Below are 21,337 nucleotides of genomic sequence, written 5' to 3' on the forward strand. Positions count from 1 at the left end.
CAGTCAGGCAGCGTCATGGGCAGAATCAAGAACGGGTGTCCGCAACATGGCGAGCCCCAGCGCTTTTTCTTCGGTGGCGTCGTCATGCAACAGTTCGCCGGAGATTGCACCTTCGCGCATCACCACAATCCTGTCGGCCAGACCCAGCACTTCCGGTAAATCACTGGACGCAAACAGCACCGCAATGCCTTGTTTTGCCAGTGAATAAATCACATTGTAGATTTCATGCTTAGCACCAACGTCAATACCGCGCGTCGGTTCATCCAGCAAAATGACTTTCATTTCTTCCGATAACCAGCGACCCAGAATGGCCTTTTGCTGATTACCCCCCGAAAGATTCATGATCAGTTGCTGATCGCTGGGGGTTTTGATATTCAGCGCATCAATATGTTTACGCGCATTCTTCGCTTCCCAGGCGTTGTTGATCAGACACCCTGCTTTGACTGTTTTGCGACGGGCGCTGATGTTGATGTTGTCACGCACCGAGTGCACAGGAATGATGCCGTCAGCCTTGCGGTCTTCCGGACATAGCATGATGCCCTGGCGGATAGCATCCGCCGGTTTGCGGATATTCAGCGCTACGCCGTCGAGCCGGACGGTGCCACCGGTAATCCGCGTGCCGCCGAATAAGCCTTTCATCAGCTCACTGCGCCCTGCGCCCACCAGCCCGAACAGGCCGACGATTTCACCCTGGCGTACAGTGAGGCTGACCGGTGTTCTCACGCCCGGTGCTTTCACCTCTTCCAGTTCAAGGCGAATTTCGCCATGCGGACGCGGTGCATAACCGTAAATGTCATCGAGATTACGGCCAACCATTGCCTGCACCAGTTTGCTGTTATCCACCTGCGTCATATCGTCGAAGGTGCGGACATAACGCCCGTCTTTGAAAACAGTGACAGCGTCACTTAATGCGAAAATTTCTTCCATGCGGTGCGAGACATATAAAATCACGCGCCCTTCAGCACGTAACTCACGGATAACACGGAATAACTGTTCAATTTCACGGGCGGAAAGTGAACTGGTCGGCTCATCGAACGCAATAATTTTGGCATTACGTGCCAGCGCTTTAGCAATTTCAACCATCTGCCACTGGCCGATGGAAAGATATTTCAGCGGCGTATCGGGGTCGATATCCAGTCCGAGATGTTCAAGCTGAATTTTGGCTTCGTAACGCAGCAATTTTCGGTTCACGAAACCATGTTTGCTCGGTAACTGGCCGAGATAAATGTTCTCTGCCACCGTCATTTCCGGCACCAGATGTAATTCCTGATAAATAATCGCCACACCGGCATCGAGCGCATCCGTGGTATGGCTGAATGCGACCGGCTGGCCTTTGATGTGAATATTGCCCTGGGAAGGCTGATAGTTCCCGCTGAGGATTTTCAACAGCGTAGATTTACCCGCGCCGTTTTCGCCCATCAGCGCATGGATCTGCCCGGCATAACAATTGAAAGAAATCCCGTCCAGCGCTTTCACGCCAGGAAAAGTTTTGCCAATGTCATGGAATTCCAGATACGGCCTGGCCGCATCAAACTCCGTCAGGGACGGTGTCAGCAAAGGCGTCTTATTATCGAAAGATTGCTGAGTCATAGTGGCTACCTGGAAGTTGATTAAGTATGGATGCACGCCGCTGCACAGCAGAAAACAGTTCGTAAAACTTCCTGTCGTCCACTCTGCAGCAGCGTCTCTCCCCTTCATACTTCAAGTCGCAGATGCGTTGGCTACGCTTACTCACCCGAATCACTTACTTATGTAAGCTCATCGGGACTCGCTCACTTGCCGCCTTCCTGCAACTCGAATTATTTAGGGGTATTGCTTGTTTCAACCACATCTGAAGATCACATAAGACCTTTCTTCTTCAACTCTTCTTTGAAGTTATCGCGGGTGATGAGGACAACATCCGTCACTTCAGTAAATTTCGGTGGTTCAACGCCTTTGGTGACCCATTCATTCAGCATCTGGATACTTTTGTAACCATGGATATCCGGGCTAGGTAACAGGGAACCGTAGAAACCGGTTTGAGCACTTTTTGACAACTCATTCACCGCATCCACGCCGTTGATGCCGATGCCGATGACGTTAGCGGCTTTAAAGCCCTGACCTTCGGTTGCACGAACGCCACCTAATACCGTGTTGTCGTTCATGCCGATGATCAGCCAGTTTTTCACTTCAGGATGTTGCACCAGCAGGGAGTTACCGGCATCCAGTGCGCCCGGTATGTCGTTAGATTTGGTCGGGACTTTATAGATTTGTTTTTCCGGGAATCCGGCTGCTTTCAACGCATCCATCGAACCGGAGGTGCGGCGGCGCGCCGTATCGAGTTCATCTGCCGTAATGGCCATCACCCCGGTATCAGCCACTTTCCAGCCACGTTTTTGCATTTCTTTGTACAGTTCCTGCCCCTGACGTTCGCCGATTTTGGTCGCGGCCATCATAACTAACGGCACTTCTTCCATTGGCTTGCCTTTGGCATTCACAAACTGGTCATCCACCTGGATCACTTTCATGTCATAGCTGCGCGCTTTCGCCATGATGGCAGGTCCGAGACGCGGATCCGGCGTACAGATGACAAAACCTTTCGCCCCGTTGGCCGCCAGGCTGTCAATCGCATTCAACGTTTTTTCACCATCCGGCACGGCGATTTTAATGACGTCGAAGTGGAGATCCTTACCGGCTTTATCTGCGAACCGCCATTCAGTCTGGAACCACGGCTCTTCCGGCTGTTTAACCAGGAATCCCAGCTTCGGATTCTCGGCTGCCATAGCTGAATGTGACATAAGGGCAGCTAACCCGACCGCCGCTAATGCCTTAGTGAATTTATGCATGATGTTCTCCGACTTTTATTGTTGTTTTTCACAATCGCAGTCTTACATCGGGTGGTTTACCGCAATCGTGAAAACGTTATCAGTAGCGTAAAGAAACAAAGTGAAAGTGCGGCGAAGTCCGGTTTTATAGAGGATTTACGTCACACTCTCTTGTAAGACGGGTTAAGTTTTAGCGGTAATTTTGCAACGGAATGTAGAGCGCTATCACACGGCGGGAAAACAGCAGGTTTGTGCATAGATATAGCGATTTTAGCCAAACGCTAACATTTGACCAACCTCACAGAAACATCATTGGGAGCAGATTTGTGCATACTTCCAGCTAACGCCTCCTCACTCACTTTTTTGCATCCTCCTACTGTTAGAGCAATTCGATTCGCCGCCGTAATGACTACGGCAAACCTGAAGGAGTGAGAAAGAATGACGCAAGGTGCGATTGCTCTTGGTCTTGATTTTGGCAGCGATTCCGTCCGTGCCCTGGCAGTGGATTGCCAGACCGGTGCCGAGATGGAAACCGATGTGGTTTATTATCCGCGCTGGAATGAAGGTCGCTATTGTGATGCGGCAAAAAATCAGTTCCGCCACCACCCGCTCGACTACATAGAGGCAATGGAACAGGCGATTAAAAATGTGGTGCAACGTCTGGGCAGCGAACGTGCTGCGCGCGTGGTGGGTATCGGTGTTGATTCCACCGGTTCAACCCCCGCCCCTGTCGATAAAGAAGGCAACATTCTGGCGCTGAAACCGGAATTCGCCGAAAACCCCAACGCCATGTTCGTGCTCTGGAAAGATCACACAGCCATAGAAGAAGCCGAAGAGATCAACCGTCTTTGTCGCAGCGGCAATTTCCCTGACTATTCCCGTTATATCGGCGGCGTTTATTCCTCAGAATGGTTCTGGGCAAAAATCCTGCATGTATCGCGTGAAGATGCGGCGGTTAAACAAGCCGCCGCATCATGGGTCGAATTGTGCGACTGGGTGCCCGCCCTGCTTTCCGGCACCACCGCGCCGGATAAAGTGGTGCGCGGACGTTGCAGCGCCGGACATAAAATGCTCTGGCATCCGTCATGGGGCGGCCTGCCACCCAAAGATTTCTTTGCCGCACTTGATCCGTTGCTGGTTGAACATCTGCCGTATCCGCTGTTTACCGATACCGTTACCGCCGAACAGGCTGTTGGCACACTCACGCCTGAATGGGCCGAACGTCTTGGCTTACCGGCCAGCGTGGTGCTGTCGGGCGGTGCATTCGACTGCCATATGGGCGCCGTCGGCGCGGGTGCACAACCTTATACGCTGGTCAAAGTGATCGGCACTTCCACCTGCGACATTCTCATTGCCGATAAAGAACGCGTCAATGACCGTGCTATTGCCGGCATCTGCGGGCAGGTCGAAGGCAGCGTGGTACCGGACATGATCGGAATGGAAGCCGGACAATCCGCTTTCGGCGACATGTATGCCTGGTTCAGCCGTCTTCTGAGCTGGCCGCTGATTCAGGCAGCCAAAGCGCATCCTGAAATGGCACCGCAACTGACCAGCCTGCAAAAAAATCTGCTGACCGATCTCACTGCGGCCTGGGCGGCAAATCCGAAACTGGATCATCTGCCGCTGGTGCTCGACTGGTTTAACGGCCGCCGCACACCGTTTGCCAACCAGCGTCTGAAAGGTGTCATTACCGATATCAATCTGGGCACAGAGGCGCCGGAACTGTTCGGCGGTTTTATTGCGGCGACCGCTTTTGGCGCACGCGCCATCATGGAATGTTTCGAACAGCAGGATATTCCGGTGGAAAACGTGCTGACCCTCGGCGGCATCGCACGTAAATCGCCGGTCATCATGCAGGTTTGTGCTGATGCCATGAACCGTCCGCTGCAAATTGTCGCCTCGGATCAGTGCTGCGCGCTGGGTGCCGCGATTTTTGCCGCTGTCGCCGCCGGGGAATTCAACGATGTCCCTGCCGCTCAGGAAAAAATGGCCTGTAGCATTGAACGCACACTGCTGCCGGATCCGCAGCGCGTTGAGCAATATCAGCGTCTGTACACACGTTATCAGCAATGGTGTGCCACGACAGAACCACTGTTTGCAGCAAAACCGGCACATTAATTCGTATTTTACCTATCCGATATTCAGGAGTCATAAATGGACGCGTTTAAACATCTCGAAGTGTGGTTCGCCATTGGCAGTCAGCATCTGTACGGTCCCCAGGCATTACGTCAGGTAAAAGAGAACGCCGAGAAGGTGGTCAGTAGCCTGAACAGCGAAGCCGGGTTGCCGATCAAACTGGTGCTCAAACCGCTGGTGACCACGCCGGACGAAATCACCGCGTTATGCCGTGAAGCTAACTATGACAATGCCTGTGTGGGCATCATCACCTGGCTGCATACGTTCTCACCGGCCAAAATGTGGATCGCCGGGCTGAGCATTCTGCATAAGCCGCTGATGCAGTTCCATACCCAGTTCAACGCCGAAATTCCCTGGGAAACCATGGACATGGATTTCATGAACCTGAACCAGACTGCGCACGGTGGCCGTGAATTCGGCTTCATCGGTGCCCGTATGCGCCAGCAACATAGCGTAGTGGCCGGTCACTGGCAGGACGGCGAATCTCATCGCCGTATCGCTCAGTGGATGCGGGTTGCTGCCGCGAAAAACGAAAGCCAGCATCTGAAAGTGGCACGTTTTGGCGATAACATGCGTGAAGTTGCGGTCACCGAAGGCGATAAAGTGGCTGCGCAAATCCAGTTCGGTTACAGCATCAGCGCCTACGGTATTGGTGACCTGGTCAGCGTAATCAACGAAGTCAGCAAAGGCGACGTCGATACGCTGGTAGAAGAATACGAAGCCACCTATCGTCTGACGGATGCGGTAAAACTCAACGGCGAACGTCGTGAAAATCTGCTGGATGCCGCCAAAATTGAACTCGGCATGACCCGCTTCCTCGAGCAGGGTAAATTCGGCGCGTTCACGACCAACTTTGAAGACCTGCACGGTATGAAACAACTGCCGGGGCTGGCCGTTCAGCGTCTGATGCAGAAAGGCTACGGCTTTGGTGGCGAGGGTGACTGGAAAACATCTGCCCTGCTGCGCATCATGAAAGTGATGGCCAGCGGTCTGAAAGGCGGCACGTCTTTCATGGAGGATTACACCTACCACTTCAAGCCGGGCAGTGATCTGGTGGTGGGCTCGCACATGCTGGAAGTGTGTCCGTCGATTGCCAAAGAAGAGAAACCGCTGCTTGACGCGCAATATCTCGGCATAGGTGGTAAAGCGGATCCGGCACGTCTGATTTTCTCCACGCCAGCGGGTCCGGCGGTCAATGCCAGCGTCATCGATATGGGTGACCGCTTCCGTCTTCTGGTCAACCTGGTGGATACCATCGAACAACCGCATCCGCTGCCAAAACTGCCGGTTGCCCGCGCTATCTGGAAAGCCCAGCCATCACTGGCGACAGCAGCAGAAGCCTGGATCCTCGGCGGCGGCGCACACCATACCGTGTTCTCACAGGCACTCGATATCGACGCGCTGCGGTTATATGCAGAGCTTTCCGGGATTGAACTGCTGGTGATTGATAACGAGACGACGCTGCCGGACTTTAAGAATCAGATCCGGTGGAATGAGGTGTATTACAAGCTTTGCAATCGCTGATTTATTTGCAGAAAGCCGCTGCAAATTGCGGCTAACACTGCTAAAACAGATCGAAAACATTTCGGTTTCTTACGTGCGGTGATCATATAACACGCTGCGCCGAAACCGCCCAAAAGGGGAAAGTGCTTTTCCCCTTTTGGATTTCCCCACGCTTTTTCAACACGCGCTTCGCTCGCTGGCTATGTTTCAGCAACCATTGCGACAGGCTGGAAATCTTGCCGCTGCGCGGTACCTTCATTTCGGGATTGCAGCCTCAGGTCTGCAACCTCTCATTCAGCAAGCTTTCTGAACCGCCCGCACAATCTTAAGTTCAAAACAAAAAACCATCTGTTTTAGAAGGTGCAATGGCGTGATCAAAAATGGCACCGAATGAATGGTTCGAGACCTATGGCTCGAGCCGAGCGGAGCGAGACAACGTCACGAAGTGACGGCCCGAAGGGCGAGGCCGTAGGCCGAGTAAACCTGAAATTCGGGAATCGCGAAGCGATGACATTTTGCGCCACTCACCAATGCATCAGAACATGTCCGTCATACCCGCGACAGCGCGCAGTGAAAAAGCGCGGAGTCCAGAGGCCCGCGCGTTACCGGGTCTCTGGTCGGTGTGGGCCGACGCCCACGGTTTTGACCTTAAGGCCAGTTTGGGTGGCACCCCAAGGTGTTGTCATCCGTCCGTCACATTCCCCCTTTACGCTCACCAGCACAATTAAGTCCCAAAGAGGATAGTTCCCCACCATGATCATTCCAGCTACCATCAGCGGGAATGCGCCTGCGCGCATGTCTTCTCCTCCCGCTATCGCCATCCATGAGGTCTCCCATTTCTTTGGGAGTCACCCGGTACTCAATCGCGTTAATTTATCGGTGCCCGAAGGCACTATCCTCGCCCTGCTTGGCCCTTCCGGTTGCGGTAAAAGTACGCTGCTGAAAATGCTGGCAGGATTGCTGCATCCGGCGTCGGGGCAGATCAGTTTCGATGGCGAAATTGTCGCCAGCGGAAAAATCAATGTGCCACCGGAAAAACGCCATCTCGGCATGGCGTTTCAGGATTATGCATTGTGGCCGCATATGACCGTACAGCAGAACGTCGCATTCCCGTTGCAGATGCGCAATATCCGGGGTGCAGCGCAGCAGGAGAAAGTGATGGCAGCGCTGGAACGCGTCGGGTTGGCGGGTTTCGCTTCAAGACGCCCTTCTGAACTTTCCGGTGGCCAGCAACAGCGCGTGGCACTGGCGAGGGCCATCGTTGCCGAGCCGCGAATTTTGCTGTTCGACGAGCCGCTGTCGAATCTTGACCGCGATCTGCGGGAAAGCCTGTGCGAGGAAATGGCAACCCTGTTGCGCCAACTCGGCACCACGGCGGTGTATGTCACCCACGATCAGCACGAAGCTCGTGCACTCGCACACTGCATTGCGCGCATGGACAAAGGCGCAATCGCCAGCGTTGACCCGATTGACCCTTCCGTTGTTTCACCTTTTGTTGCTTAACCTTTGATGGAATGAAAATGATGAACCGCACACACAATAAAACCTCCAAAACGTTTTCCCGTATCCAAACAGGCGTAATGACAGCAATGACTCTTTCTCTCGCAATGGCAGCAGGCAGTGCACAGGCGCTGACGCTCTACACCGCCGGGCCGGGCTCTCTGGCAAAAAAACTGGCAGCCGGATATGAAAAGCAAACCGGCATAAAAGTGGATGTGTTCCAGGCAACGACCGGCAAAGTGATGGCGCGTCTGGAAGCAGAACAGGCAAACCCGCGCGCCGACATCCTTATCTCAGCATCCTGGGATACCGCCACCGATCTCGAACAGCGCGGCTGGTTGCTCGGATACCAAAGCCCGAACGCAGAAAAGGTTCCGGCGCAGTTTAAAACACCGTATTACGTCGCACAGGGAATTTCCGCCCTGGGTATCGTATGGAATACCAAAAGTGGTACTACCGAGCCTAAAGACTGGGGCGATTTAGCCAAACCGGAATTCAAAGACAAAGTCACTACGCCGGATCCGTCACTTTCCGGTGCGTCTCTGGATTTGCTGATCGGGTTACAAAATGCCCACGCACAGCAGGCCTGGAAACTGTTTGAGGATCTGAAAGCCAACGGCATGATCATAGCGGGACCCAACGCACAAGCGCTGACGCCGGTCTTACAGGGTGCAAAAGCCGCCGTCTTTGGTGCGGTTGATTATGTATCTTACGCCAGCATGCAGGACGGCGAATCCGTAAAAGTGATTTTCCCGGACAGCGGAACGGTCATCGCGCCGCGCCCGATGATGATCCTCAAATCCAGCCAGCAGCCAAAAGAAGCGAAAGCCTTTATCGATTACGCACTGTCGCCTGAAGGCCAGAAAATGGTGGCTGATGCCTGGCTGATGCCGGCCCGTACCGATATCGACGCCAGACGTCCGTTGTTTAAGTCACTGAAATTGCTTCCGGAAGTTTCTCAGGCTTCTGCGTCACGTAAAGACGTTCTCGACCGTTTTGCGAAGCTGTTCAGCCCGCAGTAATCCTTTCACGGGCTGTTAACCATTACAGCCCGCTTTTGAGATTTCATTAATGAGCAGAAACGCTTTTTTACCGGGCGTGACGGGCATTGCACTGCTGTTGCTGGTTGCAGTGCCGGTCACGTTTGTCGCCTTGCAGGCTGTCTTCCCGCATCTGGATACAGGCAGTTTTTCCGCGCCGTTCAGCGCCTTTCCCCCTGTGTTCGAAGAGCCTCAGTTACGTAAATTGTTCGCCACCACGTTAAAGGTCGGACTGGGCGTGGCGATATGCAGCGGTCTGATTGGCATTCCATTGGGTGCCTTACGCGGCCTGTTTGCGCTGCCCGCCGCCGCGCTGTGGGACATTCTGTTTCTGGTGCCCTTCCTGTTGCCGCCCTATATTGCCGCGCTGTCCTGGATGCTGGCGTTACAGACTAACGGTTATGTCCAGCAACTGCTGCCATGGCTACATCTGAATGATTTTTTGTTTTCGCTGCCGGGCATGGTGGTGGTGATGACACTGAATATTTTCCCGGTGGTGTATTTTGCGGTCTCACGCAGCATGGCGGCCAGCGGCAGCCGTCTGGCAGATGTCGCGCGCATTCATGGCGCAGGTCCGTGGCGGGCATTTATACGCATCACACTGCCGATGGCGTTACCGGCGATGGCATCCAGTTTATTGCTGGCGTTTACGCTGTCGATTGAAGAATACGGCGTGCCCGGCGCACTGGGTTCGCGCAGCGGTATTCTGATGCTCACCACAGGTATCGAACAACGCCTCGCCGACTGGCCGGTCGATTTGCCCGGTGCGGCGGTGCTTTCGCTGATGCTGGTGGCGATTGCGCTTTGCGCATACAGCGTTCAGCGTGCGGTACTGGCGGGTAAAAATGTTGAAAGCCTGACCGGCAAACCGGCTGACGTCACACAGAAATCGCTGGCTGGCTGGACTATCCCGGTGCTGATTTTGTTTATGGCGGTGGCACTGATCGCCGTCGCGCTGCCGATTGTCTCCATGCTGATCACCGCGTTTTCCCGTACGTTGTCCGGCGGGCTCTCGTGGCAGAATCTGACCTTAGGACACTTTGGCAATGTGTTTGCTGCACATGGCGATGCCCCTGCCGCACTTTCAACCAGCCTCGGTCTGGCGCTGGGCACTGCACTTATCGCAGGGGCAACCGGATTGATGGCATCGTGGCTGGTGGTGGCACGCAAAATTCGCGGTGCCGCATTGATTGACGGTTTATCGCTGCTGCCGGCGGCACTACCGGGGATTGTGGTCGGTGTGGGTCTGATTCTGGCCTGGAACCAGCGCTTCTGGCCGGTGACACCGTATAACACCTGGGGGATTTTGCTGCTGGCGTACTGCTGCCTGTTGTTGCCTTATCCGGTGCGTTATGTCAGCGCCGCATTAAAGCAGATAGGCGGAAATCTTGATGCCGCCGCGCGCGTGCATGGTGCCACAGCGGCGCAAACATTACGCCTGATCCTGCTGCCGCTGGTGTTTCCGAGTTTACTTGCCTCAATGATGATGGTGTTCGCCGTCGCGTCGCGCGAGCTGGTAACCTCTCTGCTGCTGTCACCGGCGGGCGTGCAAACCGTGTCGGTGTATGTCTGGCGCCAGTTTGAACAGGGTTCTGTCGGTGATGGTATGGCCATGGCGTCAGTGGCAGCGTTTCTGAGCCTGACGCTGATGTTAATTGCAGTCAGGCTACAACAACGAACCGCAAGTTAGTTTTCCCGCTGCGGTTCGGAGTGCGGGCGGTCGCCTGAAGGGATCAGTAAACCGGCTGCAACTGCCAGCACCGAAATCACCGCAGACACGACAAAGACCCAGTGCAGCGATGCCGCCACGCTGTCCGTAAGCATATTCAGCTGACTGCTTTCGAGCGTACCGCGCGTCGCTTTATCCATCAGTTGCTGTACGGGATCACTCACCTGTGGCAGACGATACTGAAGATTGAGATTGAGTGTCGCACCGAGCAATGCGGTACCCATGGCCGAACCGAGCATGCGGGTAAAAAGTGTCGAGGCGGTAGCAATACCCCGTATGGCAGGTTCCACGCTGTTTTGCACTGACACAATAAACGTGGTGTTGCACAGCCCCATGCCAGCGCCAATCGAAAAAGCGGCAAGACGCGCCATCCACAAACCGGACGATGGGGAGAGCACTAACAGCGCAAGACTGCCGCCTGCCAGCAATAATCCGCCTGTGACCGCCGTCATGCGATATGAGGTTGCCTGCATCAGACGACTGCTGAACATGCTCGCCAGCGGCCAGCCAATCGACATCAGAGCCAGCGTGGTGCCGGCCTGTAACGGTGTACCGCCAAGCACGCCCTGCACATAGGTGGGTAGAAATGCGCTGATACCCATCATGGTGGCACCAATGATCACCCCGCCGACGTTTCCGGCAATAATGACTTTATTTTGCCACAGTGCCAGCGGGAACAGGGGCTCCGGTGTTTTACGCTCCTGACGGACCAGCAACCAGGCGCTGCAAACTGACAAGGCCACCAGCGCCAGCGCCAGATATCCCAGTTCCTCTGCCTGCAACAGCGCCAGCAGTAAGGCTGCGACAGACAGTGTCAGATAGCCGGTACCGGCAAGATCTAACGTGTGCGGTTTACGCTGACCGTCCGGCGGCAGGTATTTCACCAGAATCATCATCGCCACCAGACCGATGGGCACATTCACCCAAAACACCACTGCCCACGGAAAATGAGAAACGATGAATGCCCCCATCAGCGGGCCGACAATCGCCGAGACGCCCCAGACGCTGGACAAATATCCCTGTGCTTTTGCCCTTTCCTGCGGACCATACACATTGGCAATCAATGTAGTGGCAACCGGCGTGATGGCTCCGGCCCCCAGCCCCTGTAAAGCACGAAAACCAATCATCCAGCCAAGCGAAGGCGCAAACCCGCATAAAACGGAACCGAGCAAAAACAGCGTGGTGCCGATAAAGAACATTTTGCGACAGCCGTATAAATCTGCCAGACGCCCGTAAACCGGCACGGTGATGGCCTGTGTCAGCAGATAGACCGCAAACACCCAGCCGAGCAGCGAGAATCCCCCCAGATCGCCAATGATAGTTGGCATGGCCGTCGCGACAATAGTGACTTCTACCGCAGCCATAAACATCGATAACATGCAGGCAGTGAGGATGAGCGGACGATGAGAGGATTTAACCGCAGCTGTTTTGACTTCCGAATGATTGACGGCCATGTTCTCTGTTTTCTTAGCATTGCTTTGATGAGTGCACTCAGGCAGATACACTTAATTATAGACAAAAAAAAGCGCTGAGTTTGCACACAGCGCCCGTTAATTACAGACTAGTAGTGACAACGTCACTATCAGGCCTGAGACATCATCTTCAGATCAAAACTGGACAGATTAATAAACCGGGTTAAATCGCGGCTTTCAGCTCGGGGTAAATACGGAATTTCCCCCAGCAGCGGCGCTGTAATATTGGCGCTGATCGCGTCAATCGTTTCCTGGTAGTGAGCCAGACACGGGTTAATGCGGTTCGCCACCCAGCCGAGCAACGGTAAACCATCCGCAATAATTGCCTGTGCGGTTAATAATGCGTGGCTGACACACCCCTCCTGAATACCCACCACTAATACTACCGGCATATTTTGCAGACGTACCCAGTCAGAATATAAAAGTTGCGGCGTGATCAACGTTCTCCACCCGTCGCATCCTTCAACCACTACAGAATCTGCCTCTTCACGCATGAAATTAAGACCATGAGTCATTATTTCAAAAACATTTTCGGGGATCTGGCTGGCATAAATGTCTTCGTCAGTTAAGGCCAGCGGGGTTATTTTATTAAAAGGATAAGAAATAGAAGATGACTGCTGAAGAGTTACCGCATCTTTATTTCGAACCCCGTCGGCCAGCTCCTGGCTGCCTGTTGCAATAGGTTTATAGCCTAAAACGCAGCGATCCTGCGCGGCTAAGGCCTGAAGCAAGGCACGTGTGACAATGGTTTTACCTACACGAGCGTCTGTCCCCGTGACGAAAAAGTGCGTTAACATGGAATTCAGGCTCCGGGATCTCTCCGTCTTATTGAAAGATAGTCTCCGGTAAGAAAACACCGCCAGAGACAAAGTAACGACAGAAAGTCTAGGCGATGCGCGATCAGAGCAGTTTGCGTTAGCGCAATGTTTTGTTGACTGTACGTGCGGTTAATGTGCAGGTCTTATATGTTTTTTATTTAAAAACAGACATAAAAGATCTATCCAGATTAATAAAATGACGACAAGGCAGTAAAAGAAAATCCCGCTGAGCAGGTTAATGTCAGTGATCCGGACGAACAAATGCAGCCAACGCAGCGTTAATTTGAACGCTGAAGGATATTAACCTTGCAGTAATTTAATTAACAGGGAACCGCTATATAACGCGTCTTTGACTAATGCCGCGCCGGGCATCGTGCCCTGATTATAAAATTGTGTCGATTCAAGTTTGATATTTTCGCTATAAGCGGGAAGTGATTGCTGTTGAATACAGGACATTATCGCGGGATGAAGAATATCCTGAGACAAATTAAGCGGTGAGCCGATCAGTACTTTCTCGGGATTAAACAGATTGACCATGATCGCCAGAATACGTCCGACACTCTGTCCGACGCTGATAATCACGTCGCGCGCCAGCTGATCGCCCCGGTTTGCTGCATCACACACGGCTTCGATGGTCAGCGATACGCCATGCAATAAGCTGGCCGGAACGGGTACCGTTAAACGCTGACGAACGAGATCAAGAATGCTGTCAGTGCTGGCTACGGTTTCAAGGCAACCGTGATTACCGCAATAACAGCGCTTGCCGTAAGGATCCACCTGCGTATGGCCGATTTCCGCCACACTGCTGCTGCCTGCGTGCAGCACGCGCCCGCCGGTGATCACTCCCGCCCCGACGTTATGATCGATGACCACCTGCACCATATTTTTACAGCCACGCGAGGCACCATATAACGACTCGGCCAGCGTCCAGGCACCGATATCGTGCTGTACATAGACCGGCAAACCGGTGTGTTCCGACAGCGTGTCACCCAGCGGCATATCGAACACATCATGATAAAACGGCATACGGTGCACAATGCCACGACGCGCGTCAATCATGCCCGGTAAGGTAATGGCGATAGCAGTAAGGCGTTCGAGCTTGCGCTGATGGCGGATAAAAAACTGGTCAATTTCAGAAATAATACGTTTGAGCAGCGGTTGTGACGCCTGTTCCGGCAGTGGAAGGACCTCTTCCACCACCAGTTTACTGCTGAGATCACGTAAACCGAGTGTGATTGAACCCAGGCTGATACGTGCCGAAAGATAATGCCAGGCCTGGGTGTCGAGCGCTAAACCAATGGCCGGACGCCCGCGGCTGCCGGGATCCTGAAATTCAGTTTCCAGTACCAGATGCGCCTGTAATAACTCACGGACAATCTTGGTGATACTGGCGGGAGCCAGTTGTGCCTTTTTCGACAATTCAATACGCGAAATAGGGCCAAACAGATCTATCAGGCGGTACACAGCACCGACATTGGTTTGTTTTATCTGATCGATATGTCCTGGTTGCCCGTCGGGGATCACTCAAGAAACTCCTGTTATTTTCGCGCTTCAAAATAAAGATTAGGGCTATGTTGGGGTTTTTGTCATATGTCGTCAACTATTTGATTCGTTATGTGATTCGGTGCACAAATTGCGGTAAAAGACGCTCGGAATTGACTGGAAATACAGCATCTTCTGACTTCAGCTTCTTATTCTTCACGTAACAACAATTCCATAAATGCACGGGTTGCGGCGGTCACCGGACGCCGCGCGTGATTAACCAGCCAGAGTTCTGTCGTGCCCTGCCGGTGACCAAATCGCAAATAACGCACGCCTTCAACCTGAATACGCAGATAAGAAGCAGGCAGAATCGATACGCCCAGCCCGGCGGCTACCAGCCCGATGATGGTCAGCGGTTCCCCTACTTCCTGCGTAATATAGGGGGTAATTCCCTGTGCCTTGAGCTGACCGAGAATGTCATCGTAAAGCGACGTGCCGACATCTTTGGAGAAGAACACAAACGGCTGATCGGCAAGGTGTTGAAAAGTCAGTTCACCCTCTTTAAGCGCATTCAGCGGATGATCGCTGTGCACCACGGCAATCAGCGGTTCGGACAGCACCAGATGATGTTCCAGCTCATCCGGCAAGCCGCCATTGCGCATAATGCCCAAATCCAGTTTTCCCTCCAGCAAAGGTTCGATCTGCTGTTTGCTGTTGAGTTGTTCGATGCGGATATTGACGTCCGGATAGGACAAACGAAAACGGTGTAAGGTACGTGAAACACGGCGTAAAAAAGGTGCCGAAGAGGTCAGCCCGAGCGTCAGATTGCCTGACTCACCGCGATGAATGCGGGCTGCCTGAGCGGATGCCTCACCGACCCGCTGCAAAATCTGCCGGGCTTCCAGCAAAAATGCCTGTCCCGCCTGCGTCAGTCTTACAGTGCGGTTGTTACGATAAAACAGCGTGGCGCCAAGATGGGTTTCCAGCGCCTGGATTTGCTGACTCAGCGGCGGCTGGGAAATGTGCAGACGTTCCGCTGCACGGCCGAAATGCAGTTCGTCCGCAACGGCGATGAAATAACGCAAATGACGCAGTTCGATATGATTCATGATGTGGATTAACCCAGCCCAATTGATATTTTAAACATATCATTTTTGACTGATTAATATATTAGACAATAACCGCCGCAGCGTTAAAATTCTTATACATTTTAAAATTAAGTTTTACCGCACTCCGCATTAAGGACTTACCGTGAAAACCTCCCGGCGGTTTTCTGCCGCACCAGCCAGTCATTCAGTCAACGACGACGAGTTAAATCCTGAAACTCCCGTCGCGCGCTCCGGACTTAAAACGCCCTTTATCAAACGTGGGACACCGGAGTTTATCCGCGTCACGCTGGCCCTGTTTTCAGCAGGGCTGGCGACGTTTGCCCTGCTGTATTGTGTTCAGCCAATCCTGCCGGTGTTGTCGCATGATTTCGGGGTTTCACCGGCCACCAGTAGCCTGTCGTTGTCGTTATCTACCGGTCTGATGGCCATTGGCCTGTTGTTCACCGGGCCTGTTTCTGACGCAGTCGGGCGCAAGTCAGTGATGGTGGTAGCGTTATTTCTTGCTGCGGGTTGCACGCTGGTCTGTTCCTTTATGCAAAGCTGGGACGGCATTCTCATCATGCGTGCGCTGATTGGCTTATCGCTGAGCGGCGTGGCAGCCGTCGCCATGACCTATCTCAGCGAGGAAATCCACCCAAGCGTGGTCGCCTTCTCGATGGGTTTATACATTAGCGGAAATTCCATTGGGGGCATGAGCGGACGTTTAGTCAGTGGTGTGCTGACGGATTTCTTCTCCTGGCGTATCGCCGTTGCATTCGTGGGCTGCTTCGCCCTCGCGGCGGCAATTATGTTCTGGCGCATTCTGCCTGCATCAAAACATTTCCGGGCAAGCTCGCTGAAACCTCGCAAGATGCTGATTAACTTCAAACTGCACTGGCGCGACAGCGGTCTGCCGCTACTTTTCGCCGAAGGTTTCCTGCTGATGGGCAGTTTCGTGACCCTGTTTAACTACATCGGTTACCGTCTGCTTTCATCGCCCTACCATCTGAGCCAGGCGATAGTCGGGATTTTATCTGTCGTTTACCTGATGGGTACCTACAGCTCGCCGAAAGCCGGTGCGCTGACCGGCGTTTATGGCCGCGGCCCTGTGCTGATCGGCGCAACGTCGCTGATGCTGCTGGGCATTTTAATCACCGCTTTTTCACCGGTCTGGCTGATTTTCGTCGGCATGATCCTGGTCACCGGCGGATTTTTCGCCGCCCATTCCGTTGCCAGCGGCTGGATCGGCAGACGTGCCCGTCGTGCAAAAGGTCAGGCATCGTCTTTATATCTGTTCAGCTACTATGCGGGTTCCAGTGTCGCCGGAACGTTAGGCGGATTCTTCTGGCACTCCTTTGGCTGGTACGGGATCACCGGATTCATCAGTTTGATGCTGATTGCCGGTGTCGGCGTCGGGTTTAAGCTGATGCGCTTACCTGAGGCAAAAGCGGTTTAACTTATCGCTCCTTCCCCTGCGAAGGGGGAGGAGCCGACCGGGATTGACTTATTCCCGCGCGAGAAATTTACTGCTTTTCACTCTCCCATTTTCCTCATCCGCTTCTGACTATCCGCCTCAAACAACTGCATCCGCGCGGTATCTATCTGTACCCATACCCGGTCTCCGGGCGCGGCGGCCGATCTGACCATGCTGTAAACACTCAGCTTTTCAGTGCCAAATTTGCCGTGAATAAGTTCACTCAGGCCGGTAGGTTCAATTAGCGTGATATCCAGTGGCACCGCGTCTGGCGCGCCCTCTTCGCACAGCACAATGGCTTCGGGGCGGACGCCATAAATCACCTCTGTACCACTTTGCAGATTCTTGATTAAAGGATCTACCGGCAGCGTCAGTTGCCCGTTAATCCGCAATTGCGGCGCAGAATCCCCCAGTTCCAGCGTACCGTTGATGAAATTCATAGACGGCGAACCGATAAAGCTGGCGACGAATTTATTGGCCGGCGTGTCGTACAGTTCAAGCGGCGTGCCGACCTGCTGGATCAGGCCGTGGTTGAGTACGACGATGCGGTCAGCGAGGGTCATGGCTTCCACCTGATCGTGCGTCACATAAACGATGGTGTTCTTCATACGCTGATGCAGGCTTTTGATTTCAATCCGCATCTGCCCCCGTAATTGCGCATCCAGGTTAGAAAGCGGTTCATCGAACAAAAACACCTGGGGCTCGCGTACGATCGCCCTGCCCATTGCCACACGCTGACGCTGTCCGCCGGATAACTCTTTCGGACGGCGATGCAGCAACGCGGTCAGCCCGAGAATATCGGCGGCTTTATTCACCGCCGCCTCAATCTCCGCTTTCGGCCGCTTTTGGACTTCGAGGCTGAACCCCATGTTACGTGCCACGGTCATGTGCGGATACAGTGCATAACTCTGGAATACCATTGAGATATCACGATCTTTCGGAGCCACCTGATTCATCAGACGTGAACCGATATGAATATCCCCCGCCGTCGCCAGTTCAAGCCCGGCGATCGTGCGCAGCAGGGTCGATTTACCGCACCCGGACGGCCCGACCAGCACCACAAACTCGCCATCTTTAATGGTCAGGTTAATGTGTCGCAATACTTCGACATTTTCGTAACGTTTTTGAAGATCGGAAATCGTAATCTGAGCCATAGAATTATCCTTTTACCGCACCGGCAGTCAGCCCCTGAACCAGGTAACGCTGAATGAACGCAAAGAACAGACAGGCAGGAATGAGCGCCAGCACAGCCGCTGCCATCATGTCGCCCCATGAAACCGCGAATTTCGACACAAAACTGAGTAAGCCAACCGGGAAAGTCATCACGTCGTTTTTGTTGATAAGCATCAGCGAGAACAACAATTCGCTCCACGCGGCGGTAAACACAAAACCTAAGGTTGCCGCCATCCCCGGCAGAGTCAGCGGGATAATGACTTTGCGCAGTGCCATAAATCGGCTGCACCCTTCAAGCATCGCGGACTCTTCCAGATCCTTCGGAATACTGTCAAAAAACGACTGCATCAGGAACGTGGCAAAAGGGACGTTAAAAGCGGTGTAAATCAGAATCAGCCCGGTCAGGCTATTGGTCAGCCCGAGCGGTGCCATCACTTTGTAAATTGGCGCGAGGATCATCACCAGCGGGAACATCTGGGTAAACAGCAGCAGCGCGGCCATCACCGTTTTGCCGCGAAAACTGAAGCGGGAAAACGCGAAACCCGCACCGGCAGCAATGATTGTGGTCAGAAATGCCGTGCCGAATGACACAATCAGACTGTTGAAGAAATACAGCGGAAACTGGCTTTCAGTAAACACACGCTGAAAATGGACCAGCGTCATCTCGCCCGGCCACATCCGCACACCTTCACTGTAGAGCAGTTTATCCGGCGTGATGGAGATTTTGATCAGCCAGTAAATCGGGAACAGCGCGAACACCAGATAGAACACAATCCCCAGCCGATGCCCGCCCTTGCGCAGCCAGGCGTTAATTGACAATGCACTCATATGAGCCCCTTATTTCAGCAACTGATGGCGGATGCGCAGTAAAACCAGCGCATAGAATGTCATCAGCACCAGCAGGAACACCGCCATCGCAGACGCATAACCAAAGTCGAGTTTGCGGTATGCAGTGGTGAAGATGAAACTCGACAGAATCGAGGTGGAATTTGCCGGCCCGCCGTCGGTCATCACCACAATCAGATCAGCAAAATTTGCGATCCAGATGGTGCGCAGCATGACCGTGATGGCAATCATCGGTGCCAGAAACGGCAGCGTGACTTTGCAAAACTGCTGCCAGCCGCTCGCCCCGTCCATCGACGCCGCTTCGTACAAATCTTTCGGAATCGATTGCAACGCCGCCAGCAGGGTAATGGCGAAGAACGGAATGCCGAACCAGACGTTCGCCACTACCGGGCCGTACAGCGCCAGTTGCGGATCAGACAAAATATTGTACGGTTCGGAAATGATATGCAGATCAGCCAGCCAGTAAGGCAGCACGCCAATTACCGGATTGAGCAACCATGCCCAGGTCAGGCCGGAGAGAAACGCCGGAACCGCCCACGGCAGAAACACCAGCGCCTGCACCCAGCGGCGGCCGGGGAATTCACGGTTGAGCAATAAAGCTAAGCCCAGCCCCAGCGCGAACTGCAACACCAGTGAAGTCAGTGTCCAGTTGAAGGTATGGCGCAGTGCGGCATAAAAATGCCGGTCATCGAACATGGTACGAAAATTATCCAGCCCCACCCAACCGGTATCTAACGGGTTCAGCAACTGTATGTTCTGAAAGGCATAGGAAATGCCGATAGCCATCGGAACAAAGATAAACAGGCCAATCAGCACCAGCGTCGGGCTGAGATAAACCCAGGGTTCCAGCAGCGCCCGCAAACGTGGGAAGCGCGGCGCGGCAGCGGTGTCTGGCGGTGAAACTTCCAACATCATGACGCGTCTCCGTTGAGAGGAATGGGGAACTCCGGCAGCAGATCCGTGCCGGAGTCATCCGGTTTACTTTTGCGCAGCCAGCCAGGCTTTCTGTTCTTTGGTCAGGTATTTCGCCCAATCTTTCACCATGCTTTCGGTGTCGTTCTGGCCGAGCAGCGTTTCCTGCGAACTGTCTTTCACAATCACCGAGTTAAAATAGCCCCAGCCTTTGAGGTGCGTCGGCATGGTCAGCGGGATGTAATCCGGGCTGTTCAGCTCGGCAAACCAGCCTGCAAACTGTGGCGCGTGGTAATATGCATCCTGCTCTGCGCCCTTATAAATCGGTAAGGTGCCGACGAATTTCGACCAGGTCAGGTTGTTTTCTTTATTACTCAGGAAGGAAATCAGATCCCAGCTTTGATCCTGATGTTTGCCCTGTTTGAACATCGACCAGCCGGTATAACCGATAGTCGGGTAGGCTTTACCGTTCGGCCCGAGCGGCATCGGCGCAACGGAGAAATCGTCCGGGTTCATGCTGTTCTTGATGGCGATCAGCGCGTCCGGATCCTGATCCAGCATGGCGCATTTACCGGAGTAGAAACCGGAAACGATTTCGTTAAAGCCCCAGTTAACACTGTCTTTGGGTGCATAACCTTTCTGGTACATGTCCACCAGGAACTGCGCGCCTTTGACCGCACCCGGTTTGGTCAGCGTGCTGTTGCCCTCTTTATCGAAAAAGTCCGGCGAGCCGTTCATTGCCGCCATAAACATCATCCAGGCATTCGTGCCGCCGACGCCGCCGCGCATGCAATAGCCGCTGATCCCGTTGCCCAGTGCGCTGATTTTCTTCGCATCCGCCATAAACTCATCCATGGTTTTCGGCGCGTCGGTCAGGCCCGCCTGCTGAAAGAGTTTTTTATTCCAGAACATCGCCCGCAGATAAAAACCGTACGGGATCATCGTTGCGGTGCCACCGGAAGAACGCGCCATGGTCAGCGTTTTGTCGGTCAGATCTGCCGTGCCTGTCCAGCCTTTCAGCCGGGGTTCGAGATCAGCCAGCATACCGTTACTGGCATACAGCCCCTGCCAGGTGTCCGGCATTTCCACCACATCCGGGTACTGCCCGCTCTGAATCATGGTGCCAAGCTTTTCAAACGCCTGCCCCCACGGCAGCGACACGACCTCGATCTCGACATCAGGATGCTGTGTTTTGTAAGCGGTTAACATCTTTTGCAGCATTTCGGTACGTGCCGGGCTGGTGATCACTTCCACCAGCGTCAGCTTAGTGGCGGCAAAACTGGCGCAGGAAAACAGGCTGAGCACCAGCAGGCTGAGCACATGACGTTTCGGGTGTCGCATAATCTTGATTCTCCACGGT

The 21,337-nt window shown here is 53.8% G+C and carries 16 protein-coding genes and 1 other RNA gene; 7 read left to right on the forward strand and 10 right to left on the reverse strand.

All coding sequences use genetic code 11. The annotated features are described in order from the left end of the window. Window positions 1-3: 3 nt before the first annotated feature. Window positions 4-1,590, reverse strand: a complete 1,587-nt coding sequence (gene araG / locus J1781_RS22655) for an L-arabinose ABC transporter ATP-binding protein AraG (protein WP_129951229.1) — start codon at window positions 1,588-1,590, stop codon at window positions 4-6. Window positions 1,591-1,838: 248 nt separating this feature from the next. Beyond that, window positions 1,839-2,825 (reverse strand): arabinose ABC transporter substrate-binding protein, encoded by a 987-nt coding sequence (locus J1781_RS22660; RefSeq protein WP_015697441.1) that lies wholly within the window; start codon window positions 2,823-2,825, stop codon window positions 1,839-1,841. Between the two features lie 417 nt (window positions 2,826-3,242). Between J1781_RS22660 and J1781_RS22665 the strand changes: the two genes are divergently transcribed. The 6 genes from J1781_RS22665 to J1781_RS22690 all read left to right on the forward strand — a co-directional run bounded on the left by J1781_RS22665 (window position 3,243) and on the right by J1781_RS22690 (window position 10,673). Further along, window positions 3,243-4,922 carry a ribulokinase gene (locus tag J1781_RS22665; protein ID WP_129951228.1) on the forward strand — a complete coding sequence of 560 codons (1,680 nt, stop codon included), beginning with the start codon at window positions 3,243-3,245 and terminating at the stop codon, window positions 4,920-4,922. Between the two features lie 36 nt (window positions 4,923-4,958). Then, a complete protein-coding gene (gene araA / locus J1781_RS22670) occupies window positions 4,959-6,464 on the forward strand; it encodes an L-arabinose isomerase (RefSeq protein ID WP_217159477.1) in 1,506 nt (501 codons plus the stop codon). 377 nt (window positions 6,465-6,841) lie between these two features. Then, window positions 6,842-6,923, forward strand: a non-coding RNA gene (locus tag J1781_RS22675) — RtT sRNA. 273 nt (window positions 6,924-7,196) lie between these two features. Then, entirely contained in the window at window positions 7,197-7,946 is a 750-nt protein-coding gene (locus tag J1781_RS22680; protein ID WP_129990752.1) for an ABC transporter ATP-binding protein, read from the forward strand. Between the two features lie 77 nt (window positions 7,947-8,023). Continuing rightward, complete coding sequence (locus J1781_RS22685) at window positions 8,024-8,965, forward strand: ABC transporter substrate-binding protein (protein ID WP_205951558.1); 942 nt, start codon at window positions 8,024-8,026, stop codon at window positions 8,963-8,965. 49 nt (window positions 8,966-9,014) lie between these two features. Next, a complete protein-coding gene (locus tag J1781_RS22690; RefSeq protein ID WP_129990754.1) occupies window positions 9,015-10,673 on the forward strand; it encodes an ABC transporter permease in 1,659 nt (552 codons plus the stop codon). On the opposite strand, the gene J1781_RS22695 is transcribed toward J1781_RS22690, so the two are convergent. The 4 genes from J1781_RS22695 to J1781_RS22710 all read right to left on the reverse strand — a co-directional run bounded on the left by J1781_RS22695 (window position 10,670) and on the right by J1781_RS22710 (window position 15,593). Further along, window positions 10,670-12,166, reverse strand: a complete 1,497-nt coding sequence (locus J1781_RS22695; RefSeq protein ID WP_129951223.1) for an MDR family MFS transporter — start codon at window positions 12,164-12,166, stop codon at window positions 10,670-10,672. The two genes, J1781_RS22690 and J1781_RS22695, sit on opposite strands and share 4 nt — an antisense overlap. Window positions 12,167-12,294: 128 nt before the next feature. Beyond that, complete coding sequence (gene bioD / locus J1781_RS22700; RefSeq protein ID WP_129951222.1) at window positions 12,295-12,981, reverse strand: dethiobiotin synthase; 687 nt, start codon at window positions 12,979-12,981, stop codon at window positions 12,295-12,297. Between the two features lie 321 nt (window positions 12,982-13,302). Further along, complete coding sequence (gene mlc, locus J1781_RS22705; RefSeq protein ID WP_129951221.1) at window positions 13,303-14,526, reverse strand: sugar metabolism global transcriptional regulator Mlc; 1,224 nt, start codon at window positions 14,524-14,526, stop codon at window positions 13,303-13,305. A gap of 167 nt (window positions 14,527-14,693) precedes the next feature. Then, window positions 14,694-15,593 carry a LysR family transcriptional regulator gene (locus J1781_RS22710; RefSeq protein WP_217234242.1) on the reverse strand — a complete coding sequence of 300 codons (900 nt, stop codon included), beginning with the start codon at window positions 15,591-15,593 and terminating at the stop codon, window positions 14,694-14,696. A 142-nt stretch (window positions 15,594-15,735) separates the two neighbouring features. On the opposite strand from J1781_RS22710, the gene J1781_RS22715 reads away from it, so the two are divergent. Next, entirely contained in the window at window positions 15,736-17,028 is a 1,293-nt protein-coding gene (locus J1781_RS22715) for an MFS transporter (protein WP_217234243.1), read from the forward strand. A 77-nt stretch (window positions 17,029-17,105) separates the two neighbouring features. On the opposite strand, the gene J1781_RS22720 is transcribed toward J1781_RS22715, so the two are convergent. From J1781_RS22720 to J1781_RS22735, 4 genes are all read right to left on the reverse strand, one after another. Continuing rightward, entirely contained in the window at window positions 17,106-18,200 is a 1,095-nt protein-coding gene (locus J1781_RS22720) for an ABC transporter ATP-binding protein (RefSeq protein WP_129951218.1), read from the reverse strand. Between the two features lie 4 nt (window positions 18,201-18,204). Then, entirely contained in the window at window positions 18,205-19,047 is an 843-nt protein-coding gene (locus J1781_RS22725) for a carbohydrate ABC transporter permease (RefSeq protein ID WP_129951217.1), read from the reverse strand. Between the two features lie 9 nt (window positions 19,048-19,056). Then, the gene (locus tag J1781_RS22730; protein ID WP_217234244.1) at window positions 19,057-19,980 is read right to left on the reverse strand and encodes a carbohydrate ABC transporter permease; all 924 of its coding nucleotides are present in this window, start codon (window positions 19,978-19,980) and stop codon (window positions 19,057-19,059) included. Between the two features lie 63 nt (window positions 19,981-20,043). Beyond that, entirely contained in the window at window positions 20,044-21,318 is a 1,275-nt protein-coding gene (locus J1781_RS22735) for an ABC transporter substrate-binding protein (protein WP_217138605.1), read from the reverse strand. Between the last annotated feature and the right edge of the window lie 19 nt (window positions 21,319-21,337).

Origin of the sequence: Rahnella perminowiae, assembly GCF_019049695.1 — a bacterium.
GTDB lineage: Bacteria > Pseudomonadota > Gammaproteobacteria > Enterobacterales > Enterobacteriaceae > Rahnella > Rahnella perminowiae.